The sequence below is a fragment of the Endozoicomonas sp. 2B-B genome (assembly GCF_053470045.1).
In genome coordinates, this window is sequence record NZ_JBLZMU010000001.1 from 4266212 (window position 1) to 4291703 (window position 25492).

Here is a 25492-nt window from a genome sequence, read left to right on the forward strand (position 1 = left end):
TATAACTTTTCCGGGGCCCTGAGTATAGGCAGACTGGCTTGTCGCAGAACCGGATTCTCAATCAGCCAGCTTTCAGTAACAGGCTTGCTACCCTGCGACCCGAGCCAGACGTCTTGACCGCGACTTTTTTGCCATCAAATTTTAGATCCGCCACACCTTTCACATTCCCAAAGCGGACCTGAACGGATGAGGGTACTTCAAGCTGCAGGTTTGAGCCTGCCCTCTGAACATCGGTATAGAGAGCACGACCACTCATATCCTTGACTTCAATCCAGCAGTCCTCAACAAAGTCAATAGCCAGCCTGACAGGGGAGCCATTGTCGGAGAGAGAGCCGTCAACATCGGAAAGAGAACTGCCCACTTCGGGAAGAACCCGTTCAGTTTGACCAAGAGGTTCTTCACTGTCCTGACCAACCGCAGGTATATCATCATTTTCTGATTCGTTCTCAGGCTCTGTCACTTCCATTTCAGAATCATCAAAGTCAACCTGCACGGGCATCACTTTTTCTGCTTCAGAAACATCTTCTGACGACTCGATAACAACGGAGGGCTGCTGCCGAAAAATCACTTCCGATTGCGAAGCAGAACGTTTGTCCAGATTCCATCCATAATAACTGCCCGCCCCCACCAGAATAACCGTGAGAAGGCTTGCTCCCCAGGCAAAAAAAGAAGACATTGGACGCCAGGTTGTCAATGGAGCACCTGCTTTCAAATGAGAGGTTTCGGCGCCACTGTGCCCGGTGAAACGATCAAAGTGATCCACCAGTTCATCACCATCCAATCCGAGAGCCCGGGCATAGCGTCTGACGTACCCCCGGGCAAAAACCAGACCTGGCAGTGTCTCAAACTCATTACTTTCCAACGCCAGAATATAAGACTCTGGCAACTTCAAAAGGTCTGCAGCCTCACCTATTGAAAGACCTGCTTTTTGCCTTCCAGCACTCAGTAACTGACCAGGAGCGACAGCAGAAGCCTCCTCCTGGTCTTCTTGGCTGTTTTGCTCATCAGTACTCATAACCGCTTCTACTCCGCACTCCCTCTCCAGTAGAAGAAGGGAATAAACGCCCTAATTGCAAAGAATAACTGGCTGCAGCATCCTGATCGCCATTAACTCTGGCCAAGCGAACCCCCAGCCTCAGGGATCGCTCATTCTGACGGGAAAGACGGGTAAAGACCTGATAGTACTTCCAGGCTTCACGAAACTGGCCTTGCTCTTCAAGTATCGCCGCTAATTCCAGACTTGCACGAGGTAAATTACTGTTCAGTTTCAGAGCTTTGTCAAAATGCTCTGCAGCCAGAGATCGTCGGCCTTGTTTTAATGCCACCAGCCCCAGGTTTTCATAAGCTCGGCTGCGGCTACTGTAACGAACGTCACCGGCGGCTTGCTCAAATTCACGGTAAGCCTCACTCAGGCGGTTCTGACTGAAGAGAAATACACCAAAGTTATTGTGGATTTCAGAAGAGTCAGGATTAAAAGACAGGGCTTTCCTGAAAGATGTCTCTGCCAGGCTGGCTTCTCCCTGAAGCTGATAAACCAACCCAAGCATGCCGAAGGCATCGGCTGATCGGGGCTGGATCTCCAACGCCCGATTAATCGGCTTGACTGCCTTTTCGGTTAGACCCTGTTGCACATACCCCCTGGCCAGTTCAAGGTAGCTACGGACAGCTTCACCTTCATTGACGGGTTCAGGCCCGCCGGTTGTCACACAACCACTCAGGATGATACTGAACAAAACTGCACTGATTCCCAGTTTTGCGATCATACTTCTCCCCGTTTTTTAATTATTTTGAACATAGTAAGTGAACCGGGATAGTCGAGGCCACAGAAATCTGGCCCCTGCGGTCATAATTTTCAGCTCAAACAGGCTTTTACCAGAATCAATGAATTGGAAACCGGATACTCTGATCAGCCAACATTTACCTGACGAGCAGCGATATAGCGTTCACTTCTTCGTGTTTTGTCTGCAACCTGCCCCACCAGCTGGCCACAGGCAGCATCAATATCGTCACCACGAGTCTTGCGCACGGTGACATTAAAGCCGGCTTCCTGAAGTTGTTCCTGGAAGCGACGTACAGCATTGTTGCTGGGGCGTTCATAACCGGAATGCGGGAACGGATTAAAGGGGATCAGGTTGATTTTACAGGGGACATTCTTCAACAACTGAATCAGCTCAATGGAATGCTCAGGCTGATCATTCACTCCCGCCAGCAGCGTATATTCAATGGTTACGACACGTTTGTCTGGAAGCCCACTCATATATTGTTCGATCGCATCCAGCAAGTCTGACAACGGATACTTACGGTTAATCGGAACCAGCACATTTCTCAATTCATCGTTAGCTGCATGAAGCGACACTGCCAGCGACACATCGGTCACCTCACCCAGTTTACGCAGGGCGGGAACAACCCCCGAAGTACTCAGTGTTACCCTGCGCTTGGACAGGCCATAACCCAGGTCATCCATCATCAGGTTCATGGCATCAACGACATTGTCAAAGTTCATCAGAGGCTCACCCATCCCCATCATTACGACGTTGGTGATAGAACGATCTTTCTTTGCGGGAACATTATTAAAGTGACGCGCGGCAATCCAGACCTGACCGATAATTTCCGCCACAGTGAGATCGGAGTTAAAACCCTGTTTACCGGTGGAGCAGAAACTGCAGTCCAGTGAACACCCTGCCTGGGAGGATACACAGAGGGTGCCGCGCTTTCCTTCCGGTATATAGACTGTCTCGACACAACTGCCCGAAGCGACTCTGACCACCCACTTGCAGGTACCATCTTCAGAAAAATGGCTACTGACGACTTGGGGACCACGAATTTCAGCCACCTCTTTCAGCTTTTGCCTGAGAGTTTTGCTGATATTGGTCATTTCATCAAAATTATCGACGCCGAAGTGGTGAATCCACTTGAGCATCTGCTCAGCACGAAACTTCTTTTCACCTATGCTGAGAAAAAAATCCACCATCTTGCTGCGGGACAGATCCAACAGGTTAACAGGTGTGTTTTGAACCTCACCGGCCTCAGCGCTTACGGTGATTAATTCTGACATTCTTAATACCTCAAAAAGCCATGAGCGCTATAAGCCGCCCAACAGCCATGGGGTGGACTCGCATTATCCCTCGCCGGAATTTAATGCAAACCTGAAATGGCTGCATTCTCACTAACTGCCATGATTGACTATAGAGAAAAGTCGTCGACACTGAGCCAATGAAAAATGATTCACGATAAAAACATGAGCGCTATTAAACCACAATAGCCACGGCATTTTTATAGATAAAAATACAGGGCATACGCCTACCCCTGATTTCAGGTTGCAGAAAGAATGCCCCGTTATGTCATTATCGGGTGCGAGGACAAACGTCTGCATCTTCAAAGAAGTAGGACACTTCTCTGGCAGCAGAAGCCGGAGAATCCGAACCATGCACTGCATTTTCATCAATAGTCTGGGCAAAATCGGCACGAATAGTTCCCGCAGCGGCTTCGGCCGGGTTGGTAGCGCCCATCAGCTCACGGTGATGAGCGACCGCATTCTCACCTTCCAGAACCGACACAACGACCGGACCCGACGTCATGAAAGCGACCAGATCCTTAAAGAAAGGACGCTCTTTATGCTCTGCATAAAAACCTTCTGCCTTCTCTTTGCTCAGGTGAACCATGCAGGTTCCGACAACTTTCAGGCCGGCTTTTTCAAAGCGGCTAAATATCTCGCCGATGACATTTTTAGCAACGGCATCAGGCTTGATAATTGATAAAGTGCGCTCTACGGCCATTACACTCTCCAAATGTTCTTTTATTGGCCCATTAAGGGTCAAGTTTATAATTCAATGCGCCACCTCCAGTCATTGGGGAAGCTTGGTCGGCATTGTAAACGATCACTATCCCTGTGTCAGTCATATCCGTAAAAATCATACAAGAGAAAAAACAAACTCATATCATTGCATTTCAAAACGCCAATACCACGCTTGTCTCATTTGAGAGATCAGCAGTGCAGCTAATGTGTGTCTACAATTCTTACGCACTCCCGCAAGTGCCAGAACATTTCTATTTATTCAAGCTTAATAACTCACTCACTAAGGCAGGCATAAAATTGACTTTAAAAAATAAGTTGAGCAGCCGCTCCTCTCAATACGCTTCAATGCAGCTTTCACTATTGATATTCTGTTTCCTGTTAACATCACCTCCGCTTCGGGCTGCCCCCCAAACATGCCAGGAGTGTATGTCTGCTTTCAATGATGGTGTCTTTCTTGTCTGCCCAGTCTGCCACCCGGCACCTGACGATCCAGCTCAGTCCTTGCCAACTGCCAATCAGCCTATCGCCAGCTGCACGCCACCTGAAAATCCAGTAACTCAACCTGCAACACCACACTCCCAACATCTGGATGTGGTGATGAGACTTTTTATGTTGGCAGCCCAGACCCATTCAAATTCAAATTTTGTTTTTTCCCCTGACAGCCTTTTTCACGCCCTGTCGGCCCTACTCGCGGGAGCCTCTGGCACCACCCGGGAGTTGCTCGCAAATTTTCTGGAAAGCAGTGCTTTCCCCACAACAGAAGAACCAGGTGCCGGTTCAGGACAAAGCGAGGTCTACTCTGTGGGCAACGCTTTATTACTGGCCTCCCGACATCAGCTTCAAGATTCCTATCGAAGGGAAGCTGAAAAGATGAATACGATTGTTCATGAGAATATAGACTTTACTAACAGACCATCCGTGAAAGCACTCGCAAGGTATCTTAACGAAGAGTTCTGCTATTTAACCCATGGCATGATTCGATCTTTTTGCAATGCTGATGATTGGAACACAGAGACTGCACTTATTCTCATCAATTCTGTTTACTTCAGAGGGCTGTGGAAACAACCTTTTTATCGTAAACAGGAAGGAGGAATGTTTACTTTAGCAAACGGAAGAGTGCATCTCAGAAGAGTTTTACATCAGGAAATACAACACACAGGGTACGCTACCCACAATGAGTGGCAAGCAGTAACGGTTCCCTACCGGGGTAACTATGAAATGGTTCTGGTTTTACCCCCGGAAGGAACAGCAGTTTCAGGAATATCCACTGGATTAATGGCCAATTTACTTGCGTCAATACAAACTGTACCAGAAGTGGATCTTACTTTACCCGCTTTTGAGACCCGTTCCAAAAGTGACTTGGATTCCGCCTTACAAAACACCGGTCTGGGATGCTTGTTTGAGCAAGGCAGAGTCAATTTAGGTGGCATGCTAGTGGGTTCTTCGAAAGAGATCTTTTTAAGCGGTGTTCAACAAAATTGCGCCATAAAAGTCAACGAATTAGGGACTGAAGCTTCAGCAGTCACTCAAACTATGTTTGTCGATGGTATCAGAAAAAATATCAAAATTAATTTTAACAGGCCATTTCTTTATATATTACGACATAAGAAAACAGAGAGAATACTCTTTATCGGGCAGATACTTCACCCTGAAGACCTTAACTATCGTTAACTGGAAGAATAGAATCAATCATTGCTCTTAGGGTAGACATTAAGCTCAAAAAAGCTTCATTTCCAGCGGCAGAACTCACCTTGAACAGCCAAAATAAAGCTTCGCGAAAAGTATCAAGGCTGAACAAGATGAGTATCGCAAATAGTAGACTAGTTCAAAAAAACTGCTGACGTGTTTCGACCGGTCTGAACTTCTCAGTATGGCGGAACAGCTTGGTTTTACTATACGACAGCGAGATATCCGCCCCTTGGACTTTATCCTTTCACTGATTGATGCCCTTGCTGGTGATGGAAACTGCGATACTCAAGCCGATCTCCACCGTAAATTTAATGAGTTGACGGGGCTGAATGTCTCCTATCGTTCCTGGGCAAATCAAGCTAAAAAAGACGCGATGCCTGCTCTTGTCCTCTGGCTATGGGTGCAGTGTCTGGAAGTCTTTACCCGCAAAGTCATGGCGTTTGATGAGGACAGTCCATTTTCAGAGTTCGAGCACATTCTGATTCATGACGGCTCATCGCAGGCTGTCTACAATGCCCTAAAGGAAACATTTCCCGGCAGGTTCTCAACGGTCAGTCCTGCTGCTGTAGAACTTCATACGACAATGGATCTTCTTACCAACAATCTGGTGCGCGTGCAGCTCACTGAAGATACCCGTTCAGAAAGAGACTGTCTGCCACCACTGCCAACCTCCATGGCTAATATCCTGATGCTGATCGATGCCGGTTATTTTGAGTTGGAACGCTTTGCTGCCATTGATGATCGGGAAGGTTCTTTTATCTGCAAGGCACCTCAGAGTATCAACCCGACGATACTCAGCGCAGTACGGGAGGATGGCAAAAATCTGAATCGCTACAAAGGGAAAAAACTTAAGGAAGTGTTGTCTGGCTTCCCTAAAGATCAATGCCTCGACCTGGATGTAGAATGGCCAGGATTCAAAGCCTGGCCATATCGTTTGGTTGTCCGCTGGAATGACAGGAAACTGAAATGGGTATTCGTTGTAAGCAACCTTAACCGGGTTGAGTTCACCCTGAATGAAGTACTTCAGGCCTATCGTCTACGATGGCAAATAGAGCTTATCTTCAAAGAGATCAAGTCCTATTCAGGGTGGCATCGTTTTAACACTAAATCAGCGACACTGGTGTTTAGCCTGATTCTGATGTCCTTCGTGGTTGTGACGTTGAAAAGGTATCTTGCCCATGCTGCACAGGCGAACCTCTATGAAAGTGGAGCCATTGAAGAAATCTCGACGCATAAGGCGATGAAAAGTGGAACCCGACTGTTTGGTAATGTCATTTTATCCCTTATGAATGCAGGAAAGTCTCTGCTCTCACATACAAGGAAGCTGCTCAACTTCTGGGCAGATAATGCGAAACGTGAACACCCTGCACGAGATGGTTGTTCAGGGCGTACAAGATTAGGTCTTTGTGCTGTGGGTGGGGCTTAATGTCTACCTTAAGAATCATTGCTAAAAGCTCTCATCGGGCTGATCACTCATGCTCTTCTATCCAGGCCGCCTGAATTGCTTCCAGAATCTTTTCCCCACAACGCTCTGGATCATCATCAAAATCTTCCAGAGCCATCACCCAGCCTCTCAGATCAACAAAATTGACAAATTTTGGATCAACATCCGGATGGGCATCGACCAGCTCAGCAGCAATGTCGAAAACATCTGTCCATCTCATTGCCTTTCTTCCTCCTATTCGATGATCCACTCTATGGAAAGAAAGAGACTCATTGGAGCCTCTGTAGCGAAAACACATCAGGATCAGTGTTTCTCTGACACCTGGTTGAGCGTGTACCTGGGTATTTCTACCACCAGATCCTCTTCAGCAACCACCGCCTGACAGCTCAAACGAGATTCAGGCTCCAGACCCCAGGCCTTGTCGAGCAGATCTTCTTCCAGCTCATCAGCTTCTTCCATACTGTCAAAACCTTCACGAACAACAACATGACAGGTGGTACAGGCACAGGACTTTTCGCAGGCATGCTCAATCTCAATACCATTAGCCAGAGCCGCATCACATACGGTCACCCCCGCCTCAGCTTCAATCACAGCCCCTTCCGGACAGATTTCATCATGGGGCAGAAATACGATTTGCGGCATTGTTCAGGACTCCTTGAATTCGTCAATCTTATGACCCGAGAGTGCTTTTCGTATACCCGAATTCATTCGACGGGCAGCAAACTCATCAGTGGCCTTACTGATACGTTCTATTTCAAGCTTGATGGCATCGGCATCCCCCAGACGCCTTACAGTTCCGAGTTGTTCCAGATCAGCCACCAAACGGTTAAATTCATCTTCACTCAGCAGTTCACGCCCGTCGGCTTTAAGCGCCGTTGTCAGAGCTTCTGTCAAACGATCAGCCTCTACTTCCTGCTCCCTCAGTTTTCTGGCATCCCTGTCTTCAACAGCACTACTCATGGACTCTTTCAGCATACGGGCGATTTCATCATCGGTCAGACCAAATGAGGGCTTGACCTGTACACTGCTTTTAATACCCGTAGCCATTTCTTCCGCTGAAACATCCAGCAGGCCGTCCGCGTCAACCTGGAAAGTCACACGAATCTTGGCAGCACCGGCAGGCAGTGGTGGAATACCGCGCAACTCAAAGCGAGCCAGCGAACGGTTGTCACTCACCAGTTCCCGCTCACCTTGCAGAACCTGTATGGCCATTGCGGTCTGGCCTTCTTTATAGGTTGTAAACTCCTGGGCCCTACTGACCGGAATAGTGGTATTTCTGTGAATGACTTTTTCCATCAATCCGCCCATGGTCTCCAAACCGAGCGAAAGAGGAATAACATCCAGCAGCAACATTTCTTCAGCAGACTTGTTCCCTGCCAGAACATTGGCCTGTTGCGCAGCGCCCATTGCTACAACCCGATCCGGATCAATAGACGTCAGGGGTTGCTTGCCGACAAATTCAGCCACAGACTCTCGAACAAAGGGTACACGGGTAGAACCACCCACCATAACCACTTCACGAATGTCAGCCGCCTTAACGCCTGCATCACGCAGGGTTCGTTTGAATGCTCTGATGGTTCTGGAAACCAGTGGCTTAACCAGCCCATTAAACTGAACACGGCTCAGCTCACCCTGCCAGCCAGCAAAGGCGACGGAGACGCTATCCAGGTCAGTCAGGGCTTCTTTAGCCCTGCAGGCTTCTGTCATTACGGCCCTGAAAAGCCCGCTGTCAAGTTCCGCTTCAGAAACAGAAGCAGACTCCAGAATCCAATGGGCAACGGCTTTGTCAAAATCATCACCACCCAGGGCGGTATCTCCACCCGTAGCCATGACTTCAAACACGCCTTTCTTTAACCTGAGCACAGAAATATCGAAGGTACCACCACCCAGGTCAAAGACAGCAATAACCCCTTCAGCCCCGTCATCCAGTCCGTAGGCAACAGCAGCTGCAGTGGGCTCATTCAAAAGACGGTATACATGTAAACCTGCCAGCCTGGCTGCATATTTAGTTGCCTGTCGTTGTGCATCATCAAAATAAGCAGGCACGGTAATGACCGCACCATCCAGCTCACCACCCAGGCTTTCCCTGGCACGCTCTGATAATGAACGAAGAATTTCAGCAGACACTTCAACCGGACTGACAGCACCCCGACGGGTTTCTATCAAAGGCATACTGCTTTCTGACTGTGTGAAGTGATAAGGCATCACCTCACCCAGTGTGCTGACATCTTCCAGACCGCGCCCCATCAGTCGCTTAACTGAGACAATGGTATTCAGGGAATCCTCTACGACGTAAGGTTTCGCAGCCAGCCCCACCTCGATACCCTGGTCTGCGTATCGGACTATTGAGGGCAGAATATGATGGCCTTCGTGATCCGGTAATGTTTCCACAGAGCCGGATCGAATGGTCGCTACCAGGGAGTTGGTCGTTCCCAGATCGATGCCTACTGCACGTTTTTGCTGATGAGGTTCCGGAGCCTGCCCGGGTTCAGATATCTGAAGAAGTGCCATATTCGATTCTCAATCATCCAGGAGCTCGGCTTCCAGCTGTTCCAGTTCGATAGACAGCTTAACCATGAATTGCATTTTTTGAACGACAGCCGCAGCCTGCTCCAGAGAAGCCTCATCGCCCTTTTGCCAGAGAGAGGCAAATTCGTTTTGATAATCCGTTACAGATTGGTCCACCTGAGCCATCAGCCGATCCAGTTCAGACTCAGGATCCTGATGTTCACGAATTTCGCTGACAGCTTCTCTCAGCTCCATCTGCTCCATCAGGAAGGCCGTGTCCATAATCGTATTATTTTCAAGATCAACAGAATGGCCAGCCAGATCCAGTAGGTAAAGTGAGCGATTGAGGGGCAACTTCAGTGTTTCGAGCCCTTCATTAACATAGGCCGCATACTGAACCGCCAACCTTTGCTGACGCTCATCTTCCCCGGCAAACCGGTCAGGATGAACCGACTTTTGCAATTCGCGATATCGCTCGGATAACAACGCCTGATCGACCTGAAATTCGACAGGCAACTGAAACAACTCGAAAAAATTCTTGGTTAAATCGACCACGATACCGAACATTCCAAATAGGTGAAGGCCGGAATTCCATCAACAAATAAAATACCAGAAATCCCGAAACTTATTCATTACGCAGCCTTTATTACAACTCTCTCTCAATGTCAAAAAGTCTTTCACCACTCACGTGATAAAAGACTTTTTAATGCATTGTAAAAGGAACGAGGGTCGGCTGCATGGGTATCACTGTACGTCAAAGTTCAAACGTTAAAGCTCTCACCACAACCACACTCGCTGGCTGCATTGGGGTTGTTGAATTGAAAACCCTCGTTCAAACCTTCCCTGACAAAATCAAGCTCAGTGCCATCAAGGTAGACCAGACTCTTCTGATCCGAGTATATGTAGACACCCTGACTTTTAAAAGACAGCTCGTCTTTGGCAGTTTCATCCACGAACTCCAGCACATAAGCCATGCCCGAACAGCCAGAAGTTCGCACCGCTACACGAATACCGAGACCCCTGCCGCGCTTCTTCAGCTGATCCCTTACATGCCGGGCTGCGGCTTTCGTCATGGTGATCGCCATGAAATACTCCAACTCAATACATAAATCCAGCAGCTCAATGGAATATCACCAACCTTATGACCCGCCGTGTTTGGTACGATAATCGTCGATTGCAGCCTTGATTGCATCTTCAGCCAACACTGAACAGTGGATCTTCACAGGGGGAAGCGCCAACTCTTCAGCAATATCTGTGTTTCTAATTTCTGCTGCCTGATCCAGCGTCTTGCCTTTCATCCACTCTGTTGCCAGAGAGCTGGAGGCAATAGCAGAACCACATCCATAGGTTTTGAAGCGAGCATCTTCAATCACACCCTCATCGCTAACCTGAATCTGAAGACGCATTACATCACCACAGGCGGGCGCACCGACCATACCCGTACCTACCTTGTCAGATTTGTCGTCTAGTTTACCGACATTACGGGGATTCTCGTAGTGATCGATTACTTTTTCACTGTATGCCATGATATTTTCCTCCCACCCGGTTCAATATTAGTGTGCTACCCACTGAACAGTGCTCAGATCTACGCCATCCTTGTACATATCCCAAAGAGGTGAAAGTTCACGCAGTTTTCCTACGGCCTCTCTTACCTGGGCAACGGCATGATCTACCTCTTCAGCGGTTGTGAAACGGCCAAAGCTGAAACGCAGGGAACTGTGTGCCAGCTCATCGCTGACGCCCAGCGCACGCAGCACATAAGACGGTTCCAGACTGGCTGAAGTACAGGCCGACCCGGAAGAGACAGCAATATCTTTCAGAGACATAATCAGGGACTCACCTTCTACGAAGGCAAAGCTGATATTGAGATTACCGGCAACACGGTGTTCAAGACTGCCATTGACATGGACTTCTTCCATATCTGCAATACTGTTCATAAAGCGCTGACGCAGCTTCAGGCTGTGCTCGTTATCAACAGCCATCTCTTCTTTGGCGATACGACAAGCTTCACCCATGCCGACGAGCTGGTGTGTAGCAAGAGTACCTGAACGCATTCCACGCTCATGACCGCCACCATGAATTTGAGCCTCGATACGAACGCGCGGCTTACGACGCACGTACAGCACGCCCACACCTTTAGGGCCATACATCTTGTGAGCCGATAAAGACATCAGATCCACTTTGAGACTGGCCAGGTCAATAGGCAGCTTACCCGCACTCTGCGAAGCATCAACGTGGAACAAAACCTTGTTGGCTCGGGTAATTTCGCCAATGGCTGCGATATCTGTGACCACACCAATTTCATTATTGACGTGCATGAGACTGACCAGAACAGTGTCTTCACGCAATGCACTACTTACCTGCTCGGGTGTAATCATCCCCTGAGAATCTGGCTCGAGGTAAGTCACCTCATAGCCTTCACGCTCTAACTGACGACAGGCATCCAGAACCGCCTTGTGTTCAATCCTGGAAGTAATGACGTGCTTACCCTTCTTGCTGTAAAAGTGCGCTACGCCTTTAATGGCGAGATTGTCAGACTCTGTGGCACCTGAAGTCCAGACAATTTCACGGGGGTCAGCATTCAACAGATCCGCAACCTGTCTACGAGCATTTTCAACGGCTTCTTCTGCCTTCCAGCCAAATACATGTGAACGGGATGCAGGATTACCGAAATTGCCTTCAGACAACAGGCATTGACTCATCTTCTCAGCAACACGCGGATCACAGGGTGTTGTTGCTGAATAATCCAGGTATATAGGTAGTTTCATCCCGTACATCTCCAGGCGCTCGGACATTGGTGTTGTTCGAGTCACTCAAGGCTGTTTGTCCCTGCGATCAACTGCCCTCCCTCATCAAAGAAGGCTATTGATCGCGCTCTTGTTTTTCAGTCCCTGCTGCTCATCCTGACGGATCGCAACACTCTGAACTTCACGTCTGGCTACGAGTTCAGCAAGACTGATACCACTGAGGAATTCGTGGATCTGCTGGCTAAGATCATGCCAGAGGTCATGGGTAAGGCATTTAGCCCCTTTCTGGCAGGAACCACTGCCATGACATCGTGTGGCATCAACCGACTCATTAACCGCATCAATCACTTCTGCCACATAGATTTCATCAATATCACGACTCAGGCGGTAACCACCTCCGGGCCCCCGAACACTGAATACCAGGTCTCCCTTACGGAGACGAGAAAACAGCTGCTCCAGGTAGGATAGAGAGATACCCTGACGATCGGAAATATCAGCCAGTGCTATAGGCCCTTCTCCAGCATGAAGAGCCAGATCCAACATAGCGGTCACGGCATAACGCCCTTTCGTTGTTAATCGCATGCTGGCAATATCTCCGAACTAGCCGACCAGAGCCGGTGTTATCAAAAGAATCCAATCTACTGTTTTTGCTGCTTGTCCAGACAGCAGCTCTATCCTGCATACGTAATAAAACCATCACAGGATCAGTATTCGTGCGAATTATGAAATACCCTAGTAATTTAGTCAAGTATTATAAATAATAGTCCGAGAGCCCTGCTTTGACCTTAAGCCAGCCATTGCGAGGAGAGGGATTCAGAGAGGGATCAGGCGAAGTCGAGGTCAAGCCAACCGAAAAAGATCATCTGAATTAAGGACCTGTTGCTCAACCATCTGGAAACGTTACTAACGAAAGCACCATTAAAAAACTCAGCGACCTGCAGGCCGACGCTATTGTATACAAGCAGCACCCCGCATCCAAGCAAATTATGGATGCGTAAGCACTTCACCCTCCGTGCCTGATTTTACGCTGGCAAAATCTTCTTTTCTTAATTCAGGCAGCTGCTTGTCACCACAATCAAGCCCACGCTCCCTGAGCGTCATACAGAGCTCTTCTATACGACTATCCACTGCCTGCATATGATCCAGCATCGCAGATATAGCGTTTGCGGTAGGATCCGGCATATCTTCTGTCACTGCATAGGCATCAAAACCTATCTTTTCCGCCATTTTCTGGCGCCGAGAATCCACTTCTTCACGCTTTTTGACGATACGCCCCGGTATGCCAACCACCGTAGCACCTTCAGGCACTTCACGAACCACCACCGAGTTGGAACCAATTTTGGCATTTGCGCCAACAATAAAGGGACCCAACACCTTGGCACCTGCACCAACCACAACTCCCTCCATAAGTGTCGGATGACGCTTACCCTGATTCGAAGGGTGATTTTTACCTCTATTCGGCGAAGTCCCTCCCAGCGTCACACCGTGATAGAGAGTCACATCGTCATGAATGATGGCCGTTTCACCGATCACCACACCCATTCCATGATCTATAAAAAAACGTCGACCAATGCTGGCACCAGGATGTATTTCTATACCAGTTAACCAGCGACTGAATGTAGACAGCGATCGGCCCAACCAGCAGAAACCGGACTTCCAGATTTTATGCGCTGCACGATGCAACAACAAAGCATGAAGCCCCGGATAGTTGGTAAGAACTTCAAAGGTGCTCCGGGCAGCCGGATCACGCACCATGACCGTTCTTATGTCTTCTTTTAAACGTTCAAACATGGGTCAATTCGTCACTTGTTTTCTGGGTGCTGTTGTTATTATTGAATGTACATTTTTACTTCTTTTGAGTCTCCTCAGCCTCTTCAGTTCTGCCGGAACAACCTGCAAACTTCCCGGTCTCTGACAAAATGCCTCTAAGGATACTCAGCTCGACGCGATCTGGACGAATGCGACCGTACATTCGCCTGAGCTTGGCCATAATCTTCTCATGACTACTGTGCTCAAGAAAGCCGATTTGAATCAGCGTCTTATATAAATGCTCATAAAAACGCTCTACATCATCCTGGGATGCCAGCTCATGGGTTCGCGGTGAAGGTAGCGGAACTTCACCCCGGGTTATAGCCAGCCATGCCATTCTCAACTCATAGGTCATAACCTGGACAGCAGCTCCGAGGTTCAGCGAGCTGAAATCCGGATTGGTCGGAACATGCACCTGAAGATGACACATCTGTAATTCTTCATTAGTCATCCCGCGATCCTCCCTGCCAAAGACCAGAGCGATATTTCCTGAGCTCGCTTCAGAAAGAATCTGGTTAGCGCAGGCACGTGGATCTACCAGAGGGAGGGACACCCCTCTGACTCTGGCGCTGGTACCGACCACAAAGTGACAGTCAGCTACTGCCTCTTCCAAAGTACCCACCACGCTGGCATGAGCCAGCAGATCATCCGCTCCGGAAGCCAGCGCACTAGCCTTGTCTGAAGGAAACTCCTGCGGCTCCACCAACACCAGCTTACTAAGCCCCATGGTCTTCATAGCCCTTGCTGCCGCCCCGATATTACCGGGATGAGTGGTATTAATCAGAACAATGGAAATATTGTCGAGCACCAAAGGCTCAATTGCGACTGCGTCACTCACTGGGGGATATCTCGTTTGCACCAAAAACAAGGAGCCAGAAGCTCATTAAATGCCATAAAACTCATCCAAAATCTGTAACGGATGATTTTTATGATATATACGATCAGGCCGACGAGTTTAACCCAAACAATGACTGACAGCCACGTAAGGGAAGCTTCGATTGGCCTTAAAACCGATATAGTTAACAACCAATACCTCCATCCTGATCATCAGCGTTAAATCAGAGACTGCACACAAGCACAATGAAAGGTTTCCAGCCTTAAATAACACTGTTATACTCCAGCGCTTGTTTTCCCAGTCACTGGCCCAATACTCGGAACTTTATTTTCCGTGTAGGAAACCAGTCTGTACCAGGCTGCCGACCCCCTCGGTCAGCATTTCGATCTTTCACAGTCAGACGTAGTCCAGCCTATGCAACCCATGGTGAACATGGCCTTGCGAGCAGCTCGCTCGGCCGCCGAAATCATCCTTCACGCCCATCAAGACCTCGAGAGTCTCAAGGTGCAGGCAAAAGACCGGAACGACTTTGTCACTGAAGTCGACAGAGCTTCCGAGAAAACCATTATCGGCGCATTAAAGAAGGCGTACCCCGACCACGGATTCTTTGGTGAAGAGTCCGGTACTACTGAAGGAAAAGGTGAAGGTAAGGACTACCTCTGGATCATTGACCCACTGGATGGCACCACCAACTTCATCCGTGGCATCCCCACTTTTGCTATTTCCATCGCCTGTCAATATCGCGGCCGCATTGAACACGCTGTTGTGCTTGACCCCATTCGTGACGAAGCATTTTGCGCGAGTCGTGGACAAGGCGCCACAATGAACAGCAAACGCATTCGCGTAAGCAGTCGCAAAAGCCTTGAAGGCGCATTAATCGGGACAGGCATCCCTTTCTCCGGCAACAACCTGAACTATCTGGATGGCTACCTGAACATGATGCGCACCTTACTGGGCGATACCGCCGGCATTCGTCGCGCAGGGGCTGCTGCACTGGATCTGGCCTACGTTGCCTGCGGCCGTCTGGACGCATTCTGGGAATTCGGTCTGCAGAAATATGACATGGCAGCTGGTATACTATTAATCCAGGAAGCCGGTGGTCTGTGCAGCGATTTCAATGGCAGACACGACTTCCTGGACAAGGGACAGGTCGTTGCCGCCAACCCCAAATGCTTCAAGGAAGTACTGCAACGTATTCGCCCATTTGCCCACGAAAACATGGGACGCTGACCTCCTAGAGCCTTACCCTTCCGGGCTAAGGCTCGCTTTTTAGGCAAAGTCATTTCAACAGTTTCGCCACGTCTCGAAAAACATCACTCCCGGCGGTTTTCATCAGTTCAAACAGTGCCATTTCAACATTGGTCATCTCAACACCCTTGCGTGCCAATTTATCTAACGCCAGTCGCTTGCTGTGCTTAGATCTGGATGAAGTCGCATCAGCCACTATTTCGACTTCGTAGCCTGAAGCCATTAAATCCAGAGCCGTCTGATAGACACAAATATGAGTCTCAATACCTGCCAGTAAAATGCATGTTTTTCCAGTTGCCATCAGTGAATCCATAAACTTTTGCTGCCCACAACCACTGAATGTTGTCTTGGCTATGGGGGCCACACCCTCCAACTCATCTGCAATTTCTGGAGTCGTTCGTCCCAATTTTTCGGGCAACTGCTCCAGCCATAAAACAGGCAAATTCAGCATTCGAACCCCTTTGATCATTTTCACCAGAGCGTCATGCATTTTCTCCTGCTTATACATCAATGTGGCAAGCTTACCCTGAACATCAACAACAACCAGAGCAGTATTATTCTGACTCAGCATACTGACACCTCAACGCGGTAGTACAAACAGTTTAATAATATTTGGGGCCTGAACCAAAGCCATTGCACAGATTGCTTTTTATGCAGCGTGACAAGATTTAAAATATTGAGTCAGAGCGCAAAAAAAACCGGCCTTTATACGGCCGGTTCTTCATCAGACTGACAGGTGCCTCAATAAAGAAACCTGCTAACGACAACCATCAGGGTCTGTGATCAGCGTCATCTTCCTTAACAGGAACAATCAGGTCTTCACGACTGATCTTCATGTAGATCAGCAGATTGGAGGCAATATAGATGGAGGAATATGTACCCACACCAATACCTACAATCAACGCTGTGGCAAAACCATTGATCATCTCACCACCAAACAGGTACAGCGAGAGCAGCACCATCAAGGTAGTACCCGAGGTTGCTAATGTCCGACCCAGTGTCTGAGTCAGGGAAACATTGATGATTTCATCCGCATCACCCTTCCTCAGTTTCCTGAAGTTTTCACGAATTCTGTCGTACACAATAATGGTATCGTTCAACGAGTAACCAATAACCGCCAGTATCGCCGCCAGAACGGTGAGGTCGAACTGCAATTGCATAAAGGAGAACAATCCCAGAACGATAATGGTGTCATGGGTCAATGCCAGAACGGCACCGACAGAAAATTTGAACTGAAACCGAAAAGCGATATAAAGCATAACCAGACCCAGAGCCATCAGCATCCCCAGGCCACCCTGCTCTCTCAGTCGCTCACCTACCTGAGGACCAACAAACTCTACTCGCTTGACGACAACGCTACCATCGTGATTCTGATCCAGCAGCTTGGCAATATTATGGCCCAGAGCCGGATCATCACCGGGAATACGAACCAGAATGTCACGTACAGAACCGAACTCCTGCACGACGGCGTCATTATAACCAGCCTCACCCAGCTGGTTACGAATCTCTTCCGTGTTAGCAGGCTGATCATAAACCAGCTCGATCAAGGTACCGCCGGTAAAATCCAGACCCCAGTTAATTCCTTTAGTGGCCAGGGAAGCCAGGGAGCCCAGGATCATCACAACGGAAAGAATAGTTGCGTAGGTACGCAACTTCATAAAATTAATGGTTTTATCGCTCAAGGCTGCTTTTTCGCTCAAGGCTGCTTTCTTGTCTGCCATTGTGACCACCTCAGATGCTCAGTTTCTTCAGATCACGACGTCCGCCGTACACCAGATTCACCAGTGAGCGGGTCACCATAATCGCGGTGAACATGGATGTGACGATACCGATAGACAGAGTCACAGCGAAGCCCTTGATTGGACCGGTTCCCACGGCAAAGAGAATCAGACCGACCAAAAGCGTAGTAATATTACCATCAAAAATCGATACAAAAGCACGGTCATAACCATCATGAATCGCACGCTGTACCGGACGCCCCAGCTTAATCTCCTCTCGAATACGCGAGAACACCAGCACGTTGGCATCCACCGCCATACCCAGTGTCAGAACGATACCGGCAATACCGGGCATTGTCAGGGTAGCACCAAAGATACTCATGACAGCAATCAACAGCATCAGGTTGATTGCCAGGGCAATATTTGCCAGCAAACCAAAAACCCGGTAGACCACCACCATAAACATGACGACAAGACCCAATCCCATCAGAGTGGAGTCCAACCCCATTTTGATATTCTCGGCACCCAGGCTTGGGCCGACTGTTCGCTCTTCAACAAAATACATTGGCGCCGCCAGGGAGCCAGCTCTCAGCAACAGGGCCAGCTCAGAGGCTTCACCCGAAGAATCCAGACCAGTAATACGGAACTGGTTACCCAGTGCCGACTGAATAGTAGCCAGACTGATCACTCGTTTTTCTTCACGGAAACCGGGCACTTTAACTTTGACCAGGTTTCCGTCAATTTCACGGGATTCGGTTCGAGTGACAGGCTTCTGCTCAATAAAGATGACCGCCATGCTGCGCCCGACATTATTCCGCGTGGCGTTATTCATCTTCTTGCCACCGGTACTGTCCAGACTAATATTTACCTGAGGCTGACCACTTTCGGTATCAAAGTTCGACTGAGCACTGGAAACTCGCTCACCGGTGATAATTATGTCGCGCTCCAGGTTAACAGTACGCCCCTGGTAATTAAAAGCCTCCGAATTACTGCGGGAAGCATTTGGCAGCGCCTCAAGACGAAACTCGAGGTTAGCGGTTTTACCGAGAATACGCTTGGCTTCTGCGGTGTCCTGAACACCCGGAAGCTCAACAACAATGCTATTACGCCCCTGACGCTGCACCAGAGGTTCAGAAACACCCAACTCGTTAACACGGTTACGAACAGTCGTCAGGTTTTGCTTGACCGCATAATCCTCCAGTTCACGAATATACTGTTCGGAGTAGCGATAGGAAACAGCATAACGCTCCCCCAGGTCTTCAGCCTCTACCAGCAAATCAGGAAACTCGCGCTTGATCAGACGCTCTGCCTTGTCACGGGTTGCTTCATCCAGGAATGCCAGCTGACGGGCACCGTCAACACGATCAGGCATAGTGCGATAGCGCAACCTTTCCTTTCGAAGCAGTGTACGAATTTCAGTATTGGAAATATCCAGCTTGGTCTTAACAGCCCGATCCGTATCCACCTCCAGCTGGAAATGCACACCGCCAGACAAATCGAGACCCAGCTTCATGGGGTAGGCGCCCATGGATGTCAGCCATTCTGGTGTCGTCGGAGCCAGATTGAGCGCTACGATGTAGTCATCGCCCAGGGCATCCTTAATCACCGATTTAGCCAACTGCTGCTGATCAGCATGCTTCAGTCGAATCAACAAGGCATCGTTATTATTATCACTGGCCTTAACCTCAATATTGGCCTCAGCAAGCGCTTTTTGTGCCTTATCCTGCACACCAGCATTGATGGTTTCAGATGAACTGGCGCCCGATATCTGAATAGCAGGGTCATCGGGGTACAAGTTGGGCAGAGCGTACACAAAGCCAAGGGCAACGACGATTGCAATCAGCAGGTACTTCCACAGCGGATATCGATTGAGCATGGCCCACCGGTTCCTGTTCTAAATTTTAAATGCCTGGATCAGAAGCCTGTTCAAGGAACAAAACTCTCCCTGATGCTCAGGCAAAGTCCGTTTCTCCAGAAATAACCGGAAACCATCCTCGATTCCCGGTCACGCTTTTTATCTTGAAAAAATTTTTCATCATCAACGATTCAGAAAAACAATTTCCACAGCTCATGGCTGTTCATTAGCTCATAGCTATCACTGAATAGCTTTAATAGTGCCCTTGGGCAGAGAAGCAGCTACTGAAGATTTTTGGAAATTCAGTTCGATGTTCTCAGCAACCTTCAAGGTAATAAACTCATCGGTAGTGTTTACGACCTTACCAACGATACCACCAGTGGTCACGACCTCATCCCCCTTTGACAGATTGCTGAGCAGGTTTTTGTGCTCCTTGGCCCGCTTGGACTGTGGGCGCCAGATCAGCAGCCAGAAAATCAGGACAAAACCACCCAGCATGATCAGCTGACCGTACATGCCAGGACCCGCTGGGACTGCTCCAGCTGCTTCAGCAAATGCCGGACTGATGAATGGGATCATTCAAATGCTCCTTAAAACAATACACAGTTAAATTCCGTTAGATCAAAAACAGGATCCTACCGACCAATTAAAGTACCGGCACTGCCTGACCACGCTTTCGGTAGAACTCTTCGACAAAGTCGTCCAATTTACCTTGTTCAATGGCGTCTCGCAAACCTGCCATGACCCTCTGGTAGTAGCGAAGATTGTGGATTGTATTGAGCATACAGCCCAGGATCTCGCCACATTTGTCCAGATGATGCAGATAGGAGCGACTGAAATTCTGGCAAGTATAGCAGTCGCAACCCTCTTCCAATGACCGGTTATCCCGCTTATGAACGGCATTACGAATTTTAATGACACCTTCGTCTACAAAAAGATGGCCGTTGCGGGCATTTCGGGTCGGCATCACACAGTCAAACATATCCACACCACGGCGTACGGCTTCAACAATATCTTCCGGCTTGCCTACGCCCATCAGGTAACGTGGATAACCTTCGGGCACCTTGTTGGTAATATGCGACAGAATACGCATCATATCCGCCTTGGTCTCACCCACAGATAGACCGCCAATGGCATAACCATCGAAGCCAATCTCGGTCAACCCTTCCAGAGAACGATCGCGCAGATGCTCAAACATGCCGCCCTGGATAATTCCAAACAGAGCCGAAGGACTGTCGCCATGAGCCTGTTTGGAGCGCTTGGCCCAACGAAGGGACAACTCCATGGACGCTTCTGCTTCCTTTTCAGAAGCCTCGCCATCGGTACACTCGTCAAAGATCATCACAATATCTGAACCCAGCTCACGCTGAACCTGCATAGAGACTTCCGGGCTCAGGAATACAGGAGAACCATCCACAGGCGACTTGAAAGAAACACCTTCTTCAGTGATCTTGCGCAATTTGCCCAGACTGAAAACCTGAAAACCACCCGAGTCGGTCAGAATCGGCCCCTGCCATTGATTAAAATCGTGCAGATCCCCATGCTCACGGATAATTTCAGTGCCGGGACGCAACATCAGATGGAAAGTATTCCCGAGAATAATCTCCGCGCCGGTGTCGGCAATATCCCTGGGCATCATGCCTTTAACGGTGCCATAGGTACCAACGGGCATAAAACAGGGCGTTTCAACCGTGCCACGGGGAAAGGTCAGCCGTCCACGTCGAGCTTCACCATCAGTGGCGAGCTCCTGGAACTGCATGAAGCACTCTTCTCTACTCATGAGCCTCTCAATTCAGACGACACAGCAGACTGCATTCATCCGAGTCATATCTAAAATAAAATCAAGTTTAAGGTGGGAACGGATCCGTTTTTTTCAAGCCCGACGACCGGCTTTCATATTCAGGCTTTGCGGGTCAGCCACATGGCATCGCCATAACTGAAGAATCGATAGCCTTCTTTCACCGCCTCGTTATAAGCCCGAAGTATGGCGTCTTTGCCTGAAAAGGCACTGACCAGCATCAGCAATGTTGACTGTGGAAGGTGGAAGTTCGTGATCATTGCATCTACAGAACGGAATTCATAACCCGGGAAAATAAAGATATCGGTATCACCGAAGAAGGGTTTGATTTCCCCATCTCTGGACGCTGACTCCAGGGAACGTACCGATGTAGTCCCTACAGCCACAACTTTGCCACCCCGGGCACGAGCGGCATTGACTGCTTCGCAGACTTCTTCCGGCACCTCTATGTACTCAGAATGCATTTCATGGTCGGCGATATGCTCAACCCGCACTGGCTGAAAAGTGCCAGAGCCTACGTGTAAAGTAACAAAAGCCTGCTCAACACCTTTATCTTTCAGGCGTTGTAACATGGCTTCGTCAAAATGCAGGCCGGCCGTTGGCGCTGCCACAGCACCGTCTTTTTGAGCAAACACCGTCTGGTACCTCAGACGATCCGCACTACCATCTTCACGGTCGATGTAGGGAGGAAGCGGCATATGACCATGCTCTTGTAACTGAGGCAGCACGGGCATATCAAAGTCAATGAGAAACAGAGCCCCCTGCCGACCTGTCACTTCTGCTTGCACACAACCATCAGCCAGAAAGATACGGCTGCCGGGCTTAGGCGCTTTACTGGAACGTATGTGCGCTAAAACTTTTCGTTCTTCCAAAACACGTTCTATCAAAACTTCCAGTTTACCACCGGTCTCCTTTTGGCCAAACAGCCTCGCAGGAATCACCCGGGTGTTGTTCATAACCAGTAGATCGCCGGGCTCCAGAAGACTTTCTACATCGGCAAACTGCCCATGGGTAATGGTTTCTGTCGGACCATCAAGCCGCAACAGACGACTACCGGTTCGTTCCCTGGCAGGAAACCGGGCAATCTGTTCGTCGGGCAGCTCAAAATCAAAATCACTGACGCGCATAGTGGGTGTGTGACCTGGTACTTGAAAACTAAACAGCCTTAGACAGCTCAACCGATTCGAATCACGAGTACGGGCAAACAGGGCCATTTCTCAAAAAAGCAGGATAATATACTGTAAAACTCCAACTCTGTCAGGCGACATTCTATGCACTTTGGTTTCAGTTACTACGTAAGGAAGAAAAAATAATCAGAAATACCGAATACCAGCTCTCAGGGCAAAACGGCTGTTGAAAACGATTCGGGCTTATGTATACTACGCCACATCTTCTCGGGACAGCCCAGTCCTGAAAACAGTGCCGGTGTGATGGAATTGGTAGACATAGGGGATTCAAAATCCCCCGCCTTTGCGGGCGTGGCGGTTCGAGTCCGCCCACCGGTACCAGAAGTGACCGCATTCATACACTGGTTTCAACAGTGTTACGTTTTATCGTATCAATGTATTGTCTCAGCTCTTCTATTTTATGTTCAATGATTACTCTTTCACTAGGGAGTTCGTTGCCATAATGAATAAGATGGCCAATTATCATATGTGCCAGGCCTCTCATCATATCTGCATCAATCTTTGACCAGTCCTGGTTGAGGGGGTGAGAGAGTGTTTCATCAACAACTTTTAGCAAATCATGGAACTTGGTTGTAAAGTAACCATGATGATTAGAGTCGAGAGACCTCAAGAAAGCTTCGATTTCTCTACGCATCTGTTTGACCCGATCCCCACAAAACAAAGCAACGCTTCTTTCCTGAAGAAGACACCCTGCATTTTCTGGCCAACGTTGAGAAAGTTCATTGCCAATATCACTGGGTTTAACCTCCTTGTTATCATCAAAAGCACGGACGACTTCTTCATCATCTGTTGGCGGCAGACTGCTTAATGCTGAAGTTGTAGCACTGGTTCGAGGTATGTTGTTCATTCCTTTTTTCCTGTTTTTGATTGTATAAATTAGAGATTTTCTAAACTCTGTTGTTTCGACCAATAAATCAGAAAATAGTTCAAATGACCTACTGGATGGACCAGAAAACTACATGAGGTTCTTGGATTTATACGTTTCAATCAGTAATTTAATGTTATTATACTTCCAATAGTCATTACCAATATGGAGCTTTGTTGGCTCAATTCCATGGTCACCTGTAAACTTAATAATCGTTTCACCATTTCCCCACTGCATTTCAACCTTGCGATCCTTTGAACCGCCCAAAGGATGAGCATTAAATCCAGAACCTGATATGGTTGGGAGAATTTCGATGCGGCCTTTCAACAATTCTTTAAAATCCAGACATCCGACAACTGTCTTTTTAAGATAGCTATCCACTTTCAGATGTACAGAAGGGTGATGTAATTTTTCCAGACGAGCTATCCTTGCCGCTCTGACTATGTCGTGGCCAAAATAGAGAGGTGGTGCTTCATGCTTGAAAATACTAAAGCCTCCGACATCGGAATAGCCCTCTCGATTAGAATGCTCTTCATGCCCAATGGGTTTCTGTATTGAAGGCTGGATGTCCTGATTTTGACGCGGACTCCCGGACCAGGCTGGAGATGAGCCAGCACAGTTCGGCGGACTGCTGTTGTGTCAGGAGTCTTGCGGGAGGCGGAATTGCCAAGAATACTCCGTAATTGATGGTTCATATTCTCCAGCTCAATCGAATGGCTCAGCTGCTGATAATAGAAGCCGGCCTGGTTATTCTGGCTCTAGCAGCCTGTCGGACTTAAGACTGTCCTACTGCGGTTGCAATAAATTGGTCTAAAAATCTCTGTTTCTTCGTCAAATAGCTCGCTATTCTCCTCAGAAACAGAGATTTTTATCCTCAATTTCTTGCAATCCTCGCTACGGACGCTTAAGTCCGACAGGCTGCTAGATTCTTTAGATGTTCAGTAATTTCTTGAGCATTCAGGTGGGTCACTTGAACTATTTTCTGATTTGTTGGTCAAAATATATATGTGTTAGAAAATCTCAAATTTATACGCTTACAAAGAGGAGAACAGGAATGATTAGCTTATTTCGAACCAATACTCCACCTCAAGAAGTGGATGCACCCCAGTCAACTGCTGAAGAAGCCGGACATGCTTTTGCTGGTAGCATGGGGGTTAAAACCAGTGATATTAGTAATAAACTTTCTCAATGCTGGCCAGAAAACAGGGGGTATTGTCTTCGGTCTTTTCAGGAAAGAACCGTTAGTTTGTATTACGGGGATCATGTTAATCAGATGATGAAGCAGGCTCCTGGTTGTCTATCACTGAGCCTCGATGAAGTGCTGCAAGTCGCTAATGACATACTCACCCATCCCCTCAACAATAACTGGTCAAAAGGCGATAAAGTCACAATTCAAGCTGTGACATACTGTACATTGGCACATCTTCCTGGGTACAAAGAAAAATTCCCTAGTGAAAGAGAAGCCATTGAACAAAAAATCTCCGAGCTGAGACAATACCTTGATACGCTGGATAGATATGATACAGGGTGGGAACTGGAGGACGAATGAATGATATTTATGAAGTGCAAAATCAGGACACCCAGCCATCAACCTTGAAATCCATTCGCCATGAAGGGCATTCCGATCTCCGGGGCTTTACAGTTAACAAACATAGAAAATCGCCTTGCTCTTTCAACTTCAAAGGTGCAAAGATAGCTCGTTTGGAAAAAATACATCACCCTTCTGTGCACCTGAAATTGGATGCCAGCGATGTAAAAAAGAAAATTGTCGAATGTCTGGTTTTTAAAGATTTGTTGAAATGCCACATCAATATTATCCCAACCTCATAAGGTGTTGGAGTTAATTTTATTCCCTTGGCCAGTTCAAAGCATGGCAGGGTTAAAATGGAATCGGAAAATGGAGAAACGATCATTACGTTTACAGGTGATCTTGGATCTAATTCAATAAAGCTCCATGTTGGTAATGACTATTGGAAACATAATAATATTAATG

At 48.3% G+C, this 25492-nt stretch carries 27 protein-coding genes and 1 tRNA gene; 6 read left to right on the forward strand and 22 right to left on the reverse strand.

Annotated features, from left to right (window positions below; genetic code table 11):
- Nucleotides 1-61 precede the first annotated feature (61 nt).
- The 4 genes from ACOMHB_RS16475 to ndk form a co-directional block, all read right to left on the reverse strand.
- The gene (locus ACOMHB_RS16475) at nt 62-1015 is read right to left on the reverse strand and encodes a helix-turn-helix domain-containing protein (RefSeq protein ID WP_448217441.1); all 954 of its coding nucleotides are present in this window, start codon (nt 1013-1015) and stop codon (nt 62-64) included.
- On the reverse strand, nt 1005-1763 hold the full coding sequence (gene pilW, locus ACOMHB_RS16480; RefSeq protein WP_422134229.1) for a type IV pilus biogenesis/stability protein PilW: 759 nt from the start codon (nt 1761-1763) through the stop codon (nt 1005-1007). The genes ACOMHB_RS16475 and pilW overlap by 11 nt, the downstream gene beginning before the upstream one ends.
- A gap of 143 nt (nt 1764-1906) precedes the next feature.
- Entirely contained in the window at nt 1907-3055 is a 1149-nt protein-coding gene (gene rlmN, locus ACOMHB_RS16485; RefSeq protein WP_448217442.1) for a dual-specificity RNA methyltransferase RlmN, read from the reverse strand.
- A gap of 289 nt (nt 3056-3344) precedes the next feature.
- Nucleotides 3345-3776 (reverse strand): nucleoside-diphosphate kinase, encoded by a 432-nt coding sequence (gene ndk, locus ACOMHB_RS16490; RefSeq protein ID WP_422134231.1) that lies wholly within the window; start codon nt 3774-3776, stop codon nt 3345-3347.
- A 113-nt stretch (nt 3777-3889) separates the two neighbouring features.
- On the opposite strand from ndk, the gene ACOMHB_RS16495 reads away from it, so the two are divergent.
- Entirely contained in the window at nt 3890-5467 is a 1578-nt protein-coding gene (locus tag ACOMHB_RS16495) for a serpin family protein (RefSeq protein WP_448217443.1), read from the forward strand.
- A 166-nt stretch (nt 5468-5633) separates the two neighbouring features.
- Nucleotides 5634-6911, forward strand: a complete 1278-nt coding sequence (locus tag ACOMHB_RS16500) for an IS4 family transposase (RefSeq protein ID WP_448218607.1) — start codon at nt 5634-5636, stop codon at nt 6909-6911.
- A 43-nt stretch (nt 6912-6954) separates the two neighbouring features.
- Here ACOMHB_RS16500 and iscX read toward each other — a convergent pair whose 3' ends face one another.
- The 10 genes from iscX to trmJ all read right to left on the reverse strand — a co-directional run bounded on the left by iscX (nt 6955) and on the right by trmJ (nt 14831).
- On the reverse strand, nt 6955-7149 hold the full coding sequence (gene iscX / locus ACOMHB_RS16505; protein ID WP_422413458.1) for a Fe-S cluster assembly protein IscX: 195 nt from the start codon (nt 7147-7149) through the stop codon (nt 6955-6957).
- An 83-nt stretch (nt 7150-7232) separates the two neighbouring features.
- On the reverse strand, nt 7233-7571 hold the full coding sequence (gene fdx / locus ACOMHB_RS16510; RefSeq protein ID WP_422134234.1) for an ISC system 2Fe-2S type ferredoxin: 339 nt from the start codon (nt 7569-7571) through the stop codon (nt 7233-7235).
- A 3-nt stretch (nt 7572-7574) separates the two neighbouring features.
- On the reverse strand, nt 7575-9440 hold the full coding sequence (hscA, locus tag ACOMHB_RS16515) for a Fe-S protein assembly chaperone HscA (protein ID WP_448217444.1): 1866 nt from the start codon (nt 9438-9440) through the stop codon (nt 7575-7577).
- 9 nt (nt 9441-9449) lie between these two features.
- Nucleotides 9450-9992 carry a Fe-S protein assembly co-chaperone HscB gene (gene hscB / locus ACOMHB_RS16520; RefSeq protein WP_422134236.1) on the reverse strand — a complete coding sequence of 181 codons (543 nt, stop codon included), beginning with the start codon at nt 9990-9992 and terminating at the stop codon, nt 9450-9452.
- A gap of 206 nt (nt 9993-10198) precedes the next feature.
- The gene (gene iscA, locus ACOMHB_RS16525; protein ID WP_317142071.1) at nt 10199-10522 is read right to left on the reverse strand and encodes an iron-sulfur cluster assembly protein IscA; all 324 of its coding nucleotides are present in this window, start codon (nt 10520-10522) and stop codon (nt 10199-10201) included.
- Nucleotides 10523-10576: 54 nt separating this feature from the next.
- On the reverse strand, nt 10577-10963 hold the full coding sequence (gene iscU / locus ACOMHB_RS16530) for a Fe-S cluster assembly scaffold IscU (protein WP_422134237.1): 387 nt from the start codon (nt 10961-10963) through the stop codon (nt 10577-10579).
- Between the two features lie 27 nt (nt 10964-10990).
- Nucleotides 10991-12205, reverse strand: a complete 1215-nt coding sequence (locus ACOMHB_RS16535) for an IscS subfamily cysteine desulfurase (RefSeq protein WP_422134238.1) — start codon at nt 12203-12205, stop codon at nt 10991-10993.
- 84 nt (nt 12206-12289) lie between these two features.
- On the reverse strand, nt 12290-12766 hold the full coding sequence (gene iscR / locus ACOMHB_RS16540) for a Fe-S cluster assembly transcriptional regulator IscR (protein ID WP_422134239.1): 477 nt from the start codon (nt 12764-12766) through the stop codon (nt 12290-12292).
- Nucleotides 12767-13168: 402 nt separating this feature from the next.
- Nucleotides 13169-13975 carry a serine O-acetyltransferase gene (gene cysE / locus ACOMHB_RS16545; RefSeq protein WP_422475667.1) on the reverse strand — a complete coding sequence of 269 codons (807 nt, stop codon included), beginning with the start codon at nt 13973-13975 and terminating at the stop codon, nt 13169-13171.
- Nucleotides 13976-14030: 55 nt separating this feature from the next.
- Entirely contained in the window at nt 14031-14831 is an 801-nt protein-coding gene (trmJ, locus tag ACOMHB_RS16550) for a tRNA (cytosine(32)/uridine(32)-2'-O)-methyltransferase TrmJ (RefSeq protein ID WP_448217445.1), read from the reverse strand.
- 411 nt (nt 14832-15242) lie between these two features.
- Between trmJ and ACOMHB_RS16555 the strand changes: the two genes are divergently transcribed.
- Nucleotides 15243-16058, forward strand: coding sequence for an inositol monophosphatase family protein (locus ACOMHB_RS16555; RefSeq protein ID WP_448217446.1), 816 nt, complete (start codon nt 15243-15245; stop codon nt 16056-16058).
- Between the two features lie 49 nt (nt 16059-16107).
- Here the strand turns inward: ACOMHB_RS16555 and ACOMHB_RS16560 are convergent, their stop codons facing one another.
- The 6 genes from ACOMHB_RS16560 to queA form a co-directional block, all read right to left on the reverse strand.
- Complete coding sequence (locus tag ACOMHB_RS16560) at nt 16108-16647, reverse strand: hydrolase (protein WP_448217447.1); 540 nt, start codon at nt 16645-16647, stop codon at nt 16108-16110.
- Nucleotides 16648-16846: 199 nt separating this feature from the next.
- The gene (secF, locus tag ACOMHB_RS16565) at nt 16847-17797 is read right to left on the reverse strand and encodes a protein translocase subunit SecF (protein WP_448217448.1); all 951 of its coding nucleotides are present in this window, start codon (nt 17795-17797) and stop codon (nt 16847-16849) included.
- A 10-nt stretch (nt 17798-17807) separates the two neighbouring features.
- The gene (gene secD, locus ACOMHB_RS16570) at nt 17808-19670 is read right to left on the reverse strand and encodes a protein translocase subunit SecD (RefSeq protein WP_448217449.1); all 1863 of its coding nucleotides are present in this window, start codon (nt 19668-19670) and stop codon (nt 17808-17810) included.
- Between the two features lie 219 nt (nt 19671-19889).
- Nucleotides 19890-20228 carry a preprotein translocase subunit YajC gene (gene yajC, locus ACOMHB_RS16575; protein ID WP_448217450.1) on the reverse strand — a complete coding sequence of 113 codons (339 nt, stop codon included), beginning with the start codon at nt 20226-20228 and terminating at the stop codon, nt 19890-19892.
- Between the two features lie 67 nt (nt 20229-20295).
- Nucleotides 20296-21408, reverse strand: a complete 1113-nt coding sequence (gene tgt, locus ACOMHB_RS16580) for a tRNA guanosine(34) transglycosylase Tgt (protein WP_422137121.1) — start codon at nt 21406-21408, stop codon at nt 20296-20298.
- Between the two features lie 140 nt (nt 21409-21548).
- Nucleotides 21549-22574 (reverse strand): tRNA preQ1(34) S-adenosylmethionine ribosyltransferase-isomerase QueA, encoded by a 1026-nt coding sequence (gene queA, locus ACOMHB_RS16585; RefSeq protein WP_448217451.1) that lies wholly within the window; start codon nt 22572-22574, stop codon nt 21549-21551.
- Between the two features lie 294 nt (nt 22575-22868).
- Here queA and ACOMHB_RS16590 point away from each other — a divergent pair.
- Nucleotides 22869-22955 (forward strand) — tRNA-Leu (locus tag ACOMHB_RS16590).
- 13 nt (nt 22956-22968) lie between these two features.
- On the opposite strand, the gene ACOMHB_RS16595 is transcribed toward ACOMHB_RS16590, so the two are convergent.
- Both ACOMHB_RS16595 and ACOMHB_RS16600 read right to left on the reverse strand, forming a co-directional pair.
- Nucleotides 22969-23481, reverse strand: a complete 513-nt coding sequence (locus ACOMHB_RS16595) for a hypothetical protein (RefSeq protein WP_448217452.1) — start codon at nt 23479-23481, stop codon at nt 22969-22971.
- Between the two features lie 108 nt (nt 23482-23589).
- On the reverse strand, nt 23590-23880 hold the full coding sequence (locus ACOMHB_RS16600; protein ID WP_448217453.1) for a hypothetical protein: 291 nt from the start codon (nt 23878-23880) through the stop codon (nt 23590-23592).
- Between the two features lie 589 nt (nt 23881-24469).
- Here ACOMHB_RS16600 and ACOMHB_RS16605 point away from each other — a divergent pair.
- Nucleotides 24470-25048 (forward strand): hypothetical protein, encoded by a 579-nt coding sequence (locus ACOMHB_RS16605; protein ID WP_448217454.1) that lies wholly within the window; start codon nt 24470-24472, stop codon nt 25046-25048.
- Nucleotides 25045-25329, forward strand: coding sequence for a hypothetical protein (locus tag ACOMHB_RS16610; RefSeq protein WP_448217455.1), 285 nt, complete (start codon nt 25045-25047; stop codon nt 25327-25329). The genes ACOMHB_RS16605 and ACOMHB_RS16610 overlap by 4 nt, the downstream gene beginning before the upstream one ends.
- Nucleotides 25330-25492 lie beyond the last annotated feature (163 nt).

Coding starts and splice junctions, on each gene's coding strand:
- iscX (WP_422413458.1), bottom strand. CDS start 7,149: ATGAGATGGACAGATGTTTTCGACATTGCTGCTGAGCTGGTCGATGCC.
- ACOMHB_RS16475 (WP_448217441.1), bottom strand. CDS start 1,015: ATGAGTACTGATGAGCAAAACAGCCAAGAAGACCAGGAGGAGGCTTCT.
- hscA (WP_448217444.1), bottom strand. CDS start 9,440: ATGGCACTTCTTCAGATATCTGAACCCGGGCAGGCTCCGGAACCTCAT.
- secF (WP_448217448.1), bottom strand. CDS start 17,797: ATGGCAGACAAGAAAGCAGCCTTGAGCGAAAAAGCAGCCTTGAGCGAT.
- ACOMHB_RS16610 (WP_448217455.1), top strand. CDS start 25,045: ATGAATGATATTTATGAAGTGCAAAATCAGGACACCCAGCCATCAACC.
- iscR (WP_422134239.1), bottom strand. CDS start 12,766: ATGCGATTAACAACGAAAGGGCGTTATGCCGTGACCGCTATGTTGGAT.
- ndk (WP_422134231.1), bottom strand. CDS start 3,776: ATGGCCGTAGAGCGCACTTTATCAATTATCAAGCCTGATGCCGTTGCT.
- queA (WP_448217451.1), bottom strand. CDS start 22,574: ATGCGCGTCAGTGATTTTGATTTTGAGCTGCCCGACGAACAGATTGCC.
- ACOMHB_RS16560 (WP_448217447.1), bottom strand. CDS start 16,647: ATGCTGAGTCAGAATAATACTGCTCTGGTTGTTGTTGATGTTCAGGGT.
- tgt (WP_422137121.1), bottom strand. CDS start 21,408: ATGCAGTTCCAGGAGCTCGCCACTGATGGTGAAGCTCGACGTGGACGG.
- pilW (WP_422134229.1), bottom strand. CDS start 1,763: ATGATCGCAAAACTGGGAATCAGTGCAGTTTTGTTCAGTATCATCCTG.
- ACOMHB_RS16555 (WP_448217446.1), top strand. CDS start 15,243: ATGCAACCCATGGTGAACATGGCCTTGCGAGCAGCTCGCTCGGCCGCC.
- rlmN (WP_448217442.1), bottom strand. CDS start 3,055: ATGTCAGAATTAATCACCGTAAGCGCTGAGGCCGGTGAGGTTCAAAAC.
- ACOMHB_RS16535 (WP_422134238.1), bottom strand. CDS start 12,205: ATGAAACTACCTATATACCTGGATTATTCAGCAACAACACCCTGTGAT.
- iscA (WP_317142071.1), bottom strand. CDS start 10,522: ATGGCGATCACCATGACGAAAGCCGCAGCCCGGCATGTAAGGGATCAG.
- cysE (WP_422475667.1), bottom strand. CDS start 13,975: ATGTTTGAACGTTTAAAAGAAGACATAAGAACGGTCATGGTGCGTGAT.
- fdx (WP_422134234.1), bottom strand. CDS start 7,571: ATGCCGCAAATCGTATTTCTGCCCCATGATGAAATCTGTCCGGAAGGG.
- secD (WP_448217449.1), bottom strand. CDS start 19,670: ATGCTCAATCGATATCCGCTGTGGAAGTACCTGCTGATTGCAATCGTC.
- iscU (WP_422134237.1), bottom strand. CDS start 10,963: ATGGCATACAGTGAAAAAGTAATCGATCACTACGAGAATCCCCGTAAT.
- yajC (WP_448217450.1), bottom strand. CDS start 20,228: ATGATCCCATTCATCAGTCCGGCATTTGCTGAAGCAGCTGGAGCAGTC.
- ACOMHB_RS16595 (WP_448217452.1), bottom strand. CDS start 23,481: ATGAACAACATACCTCGAACCAGTGCTACAACTTCAGCATTAAGCAGT.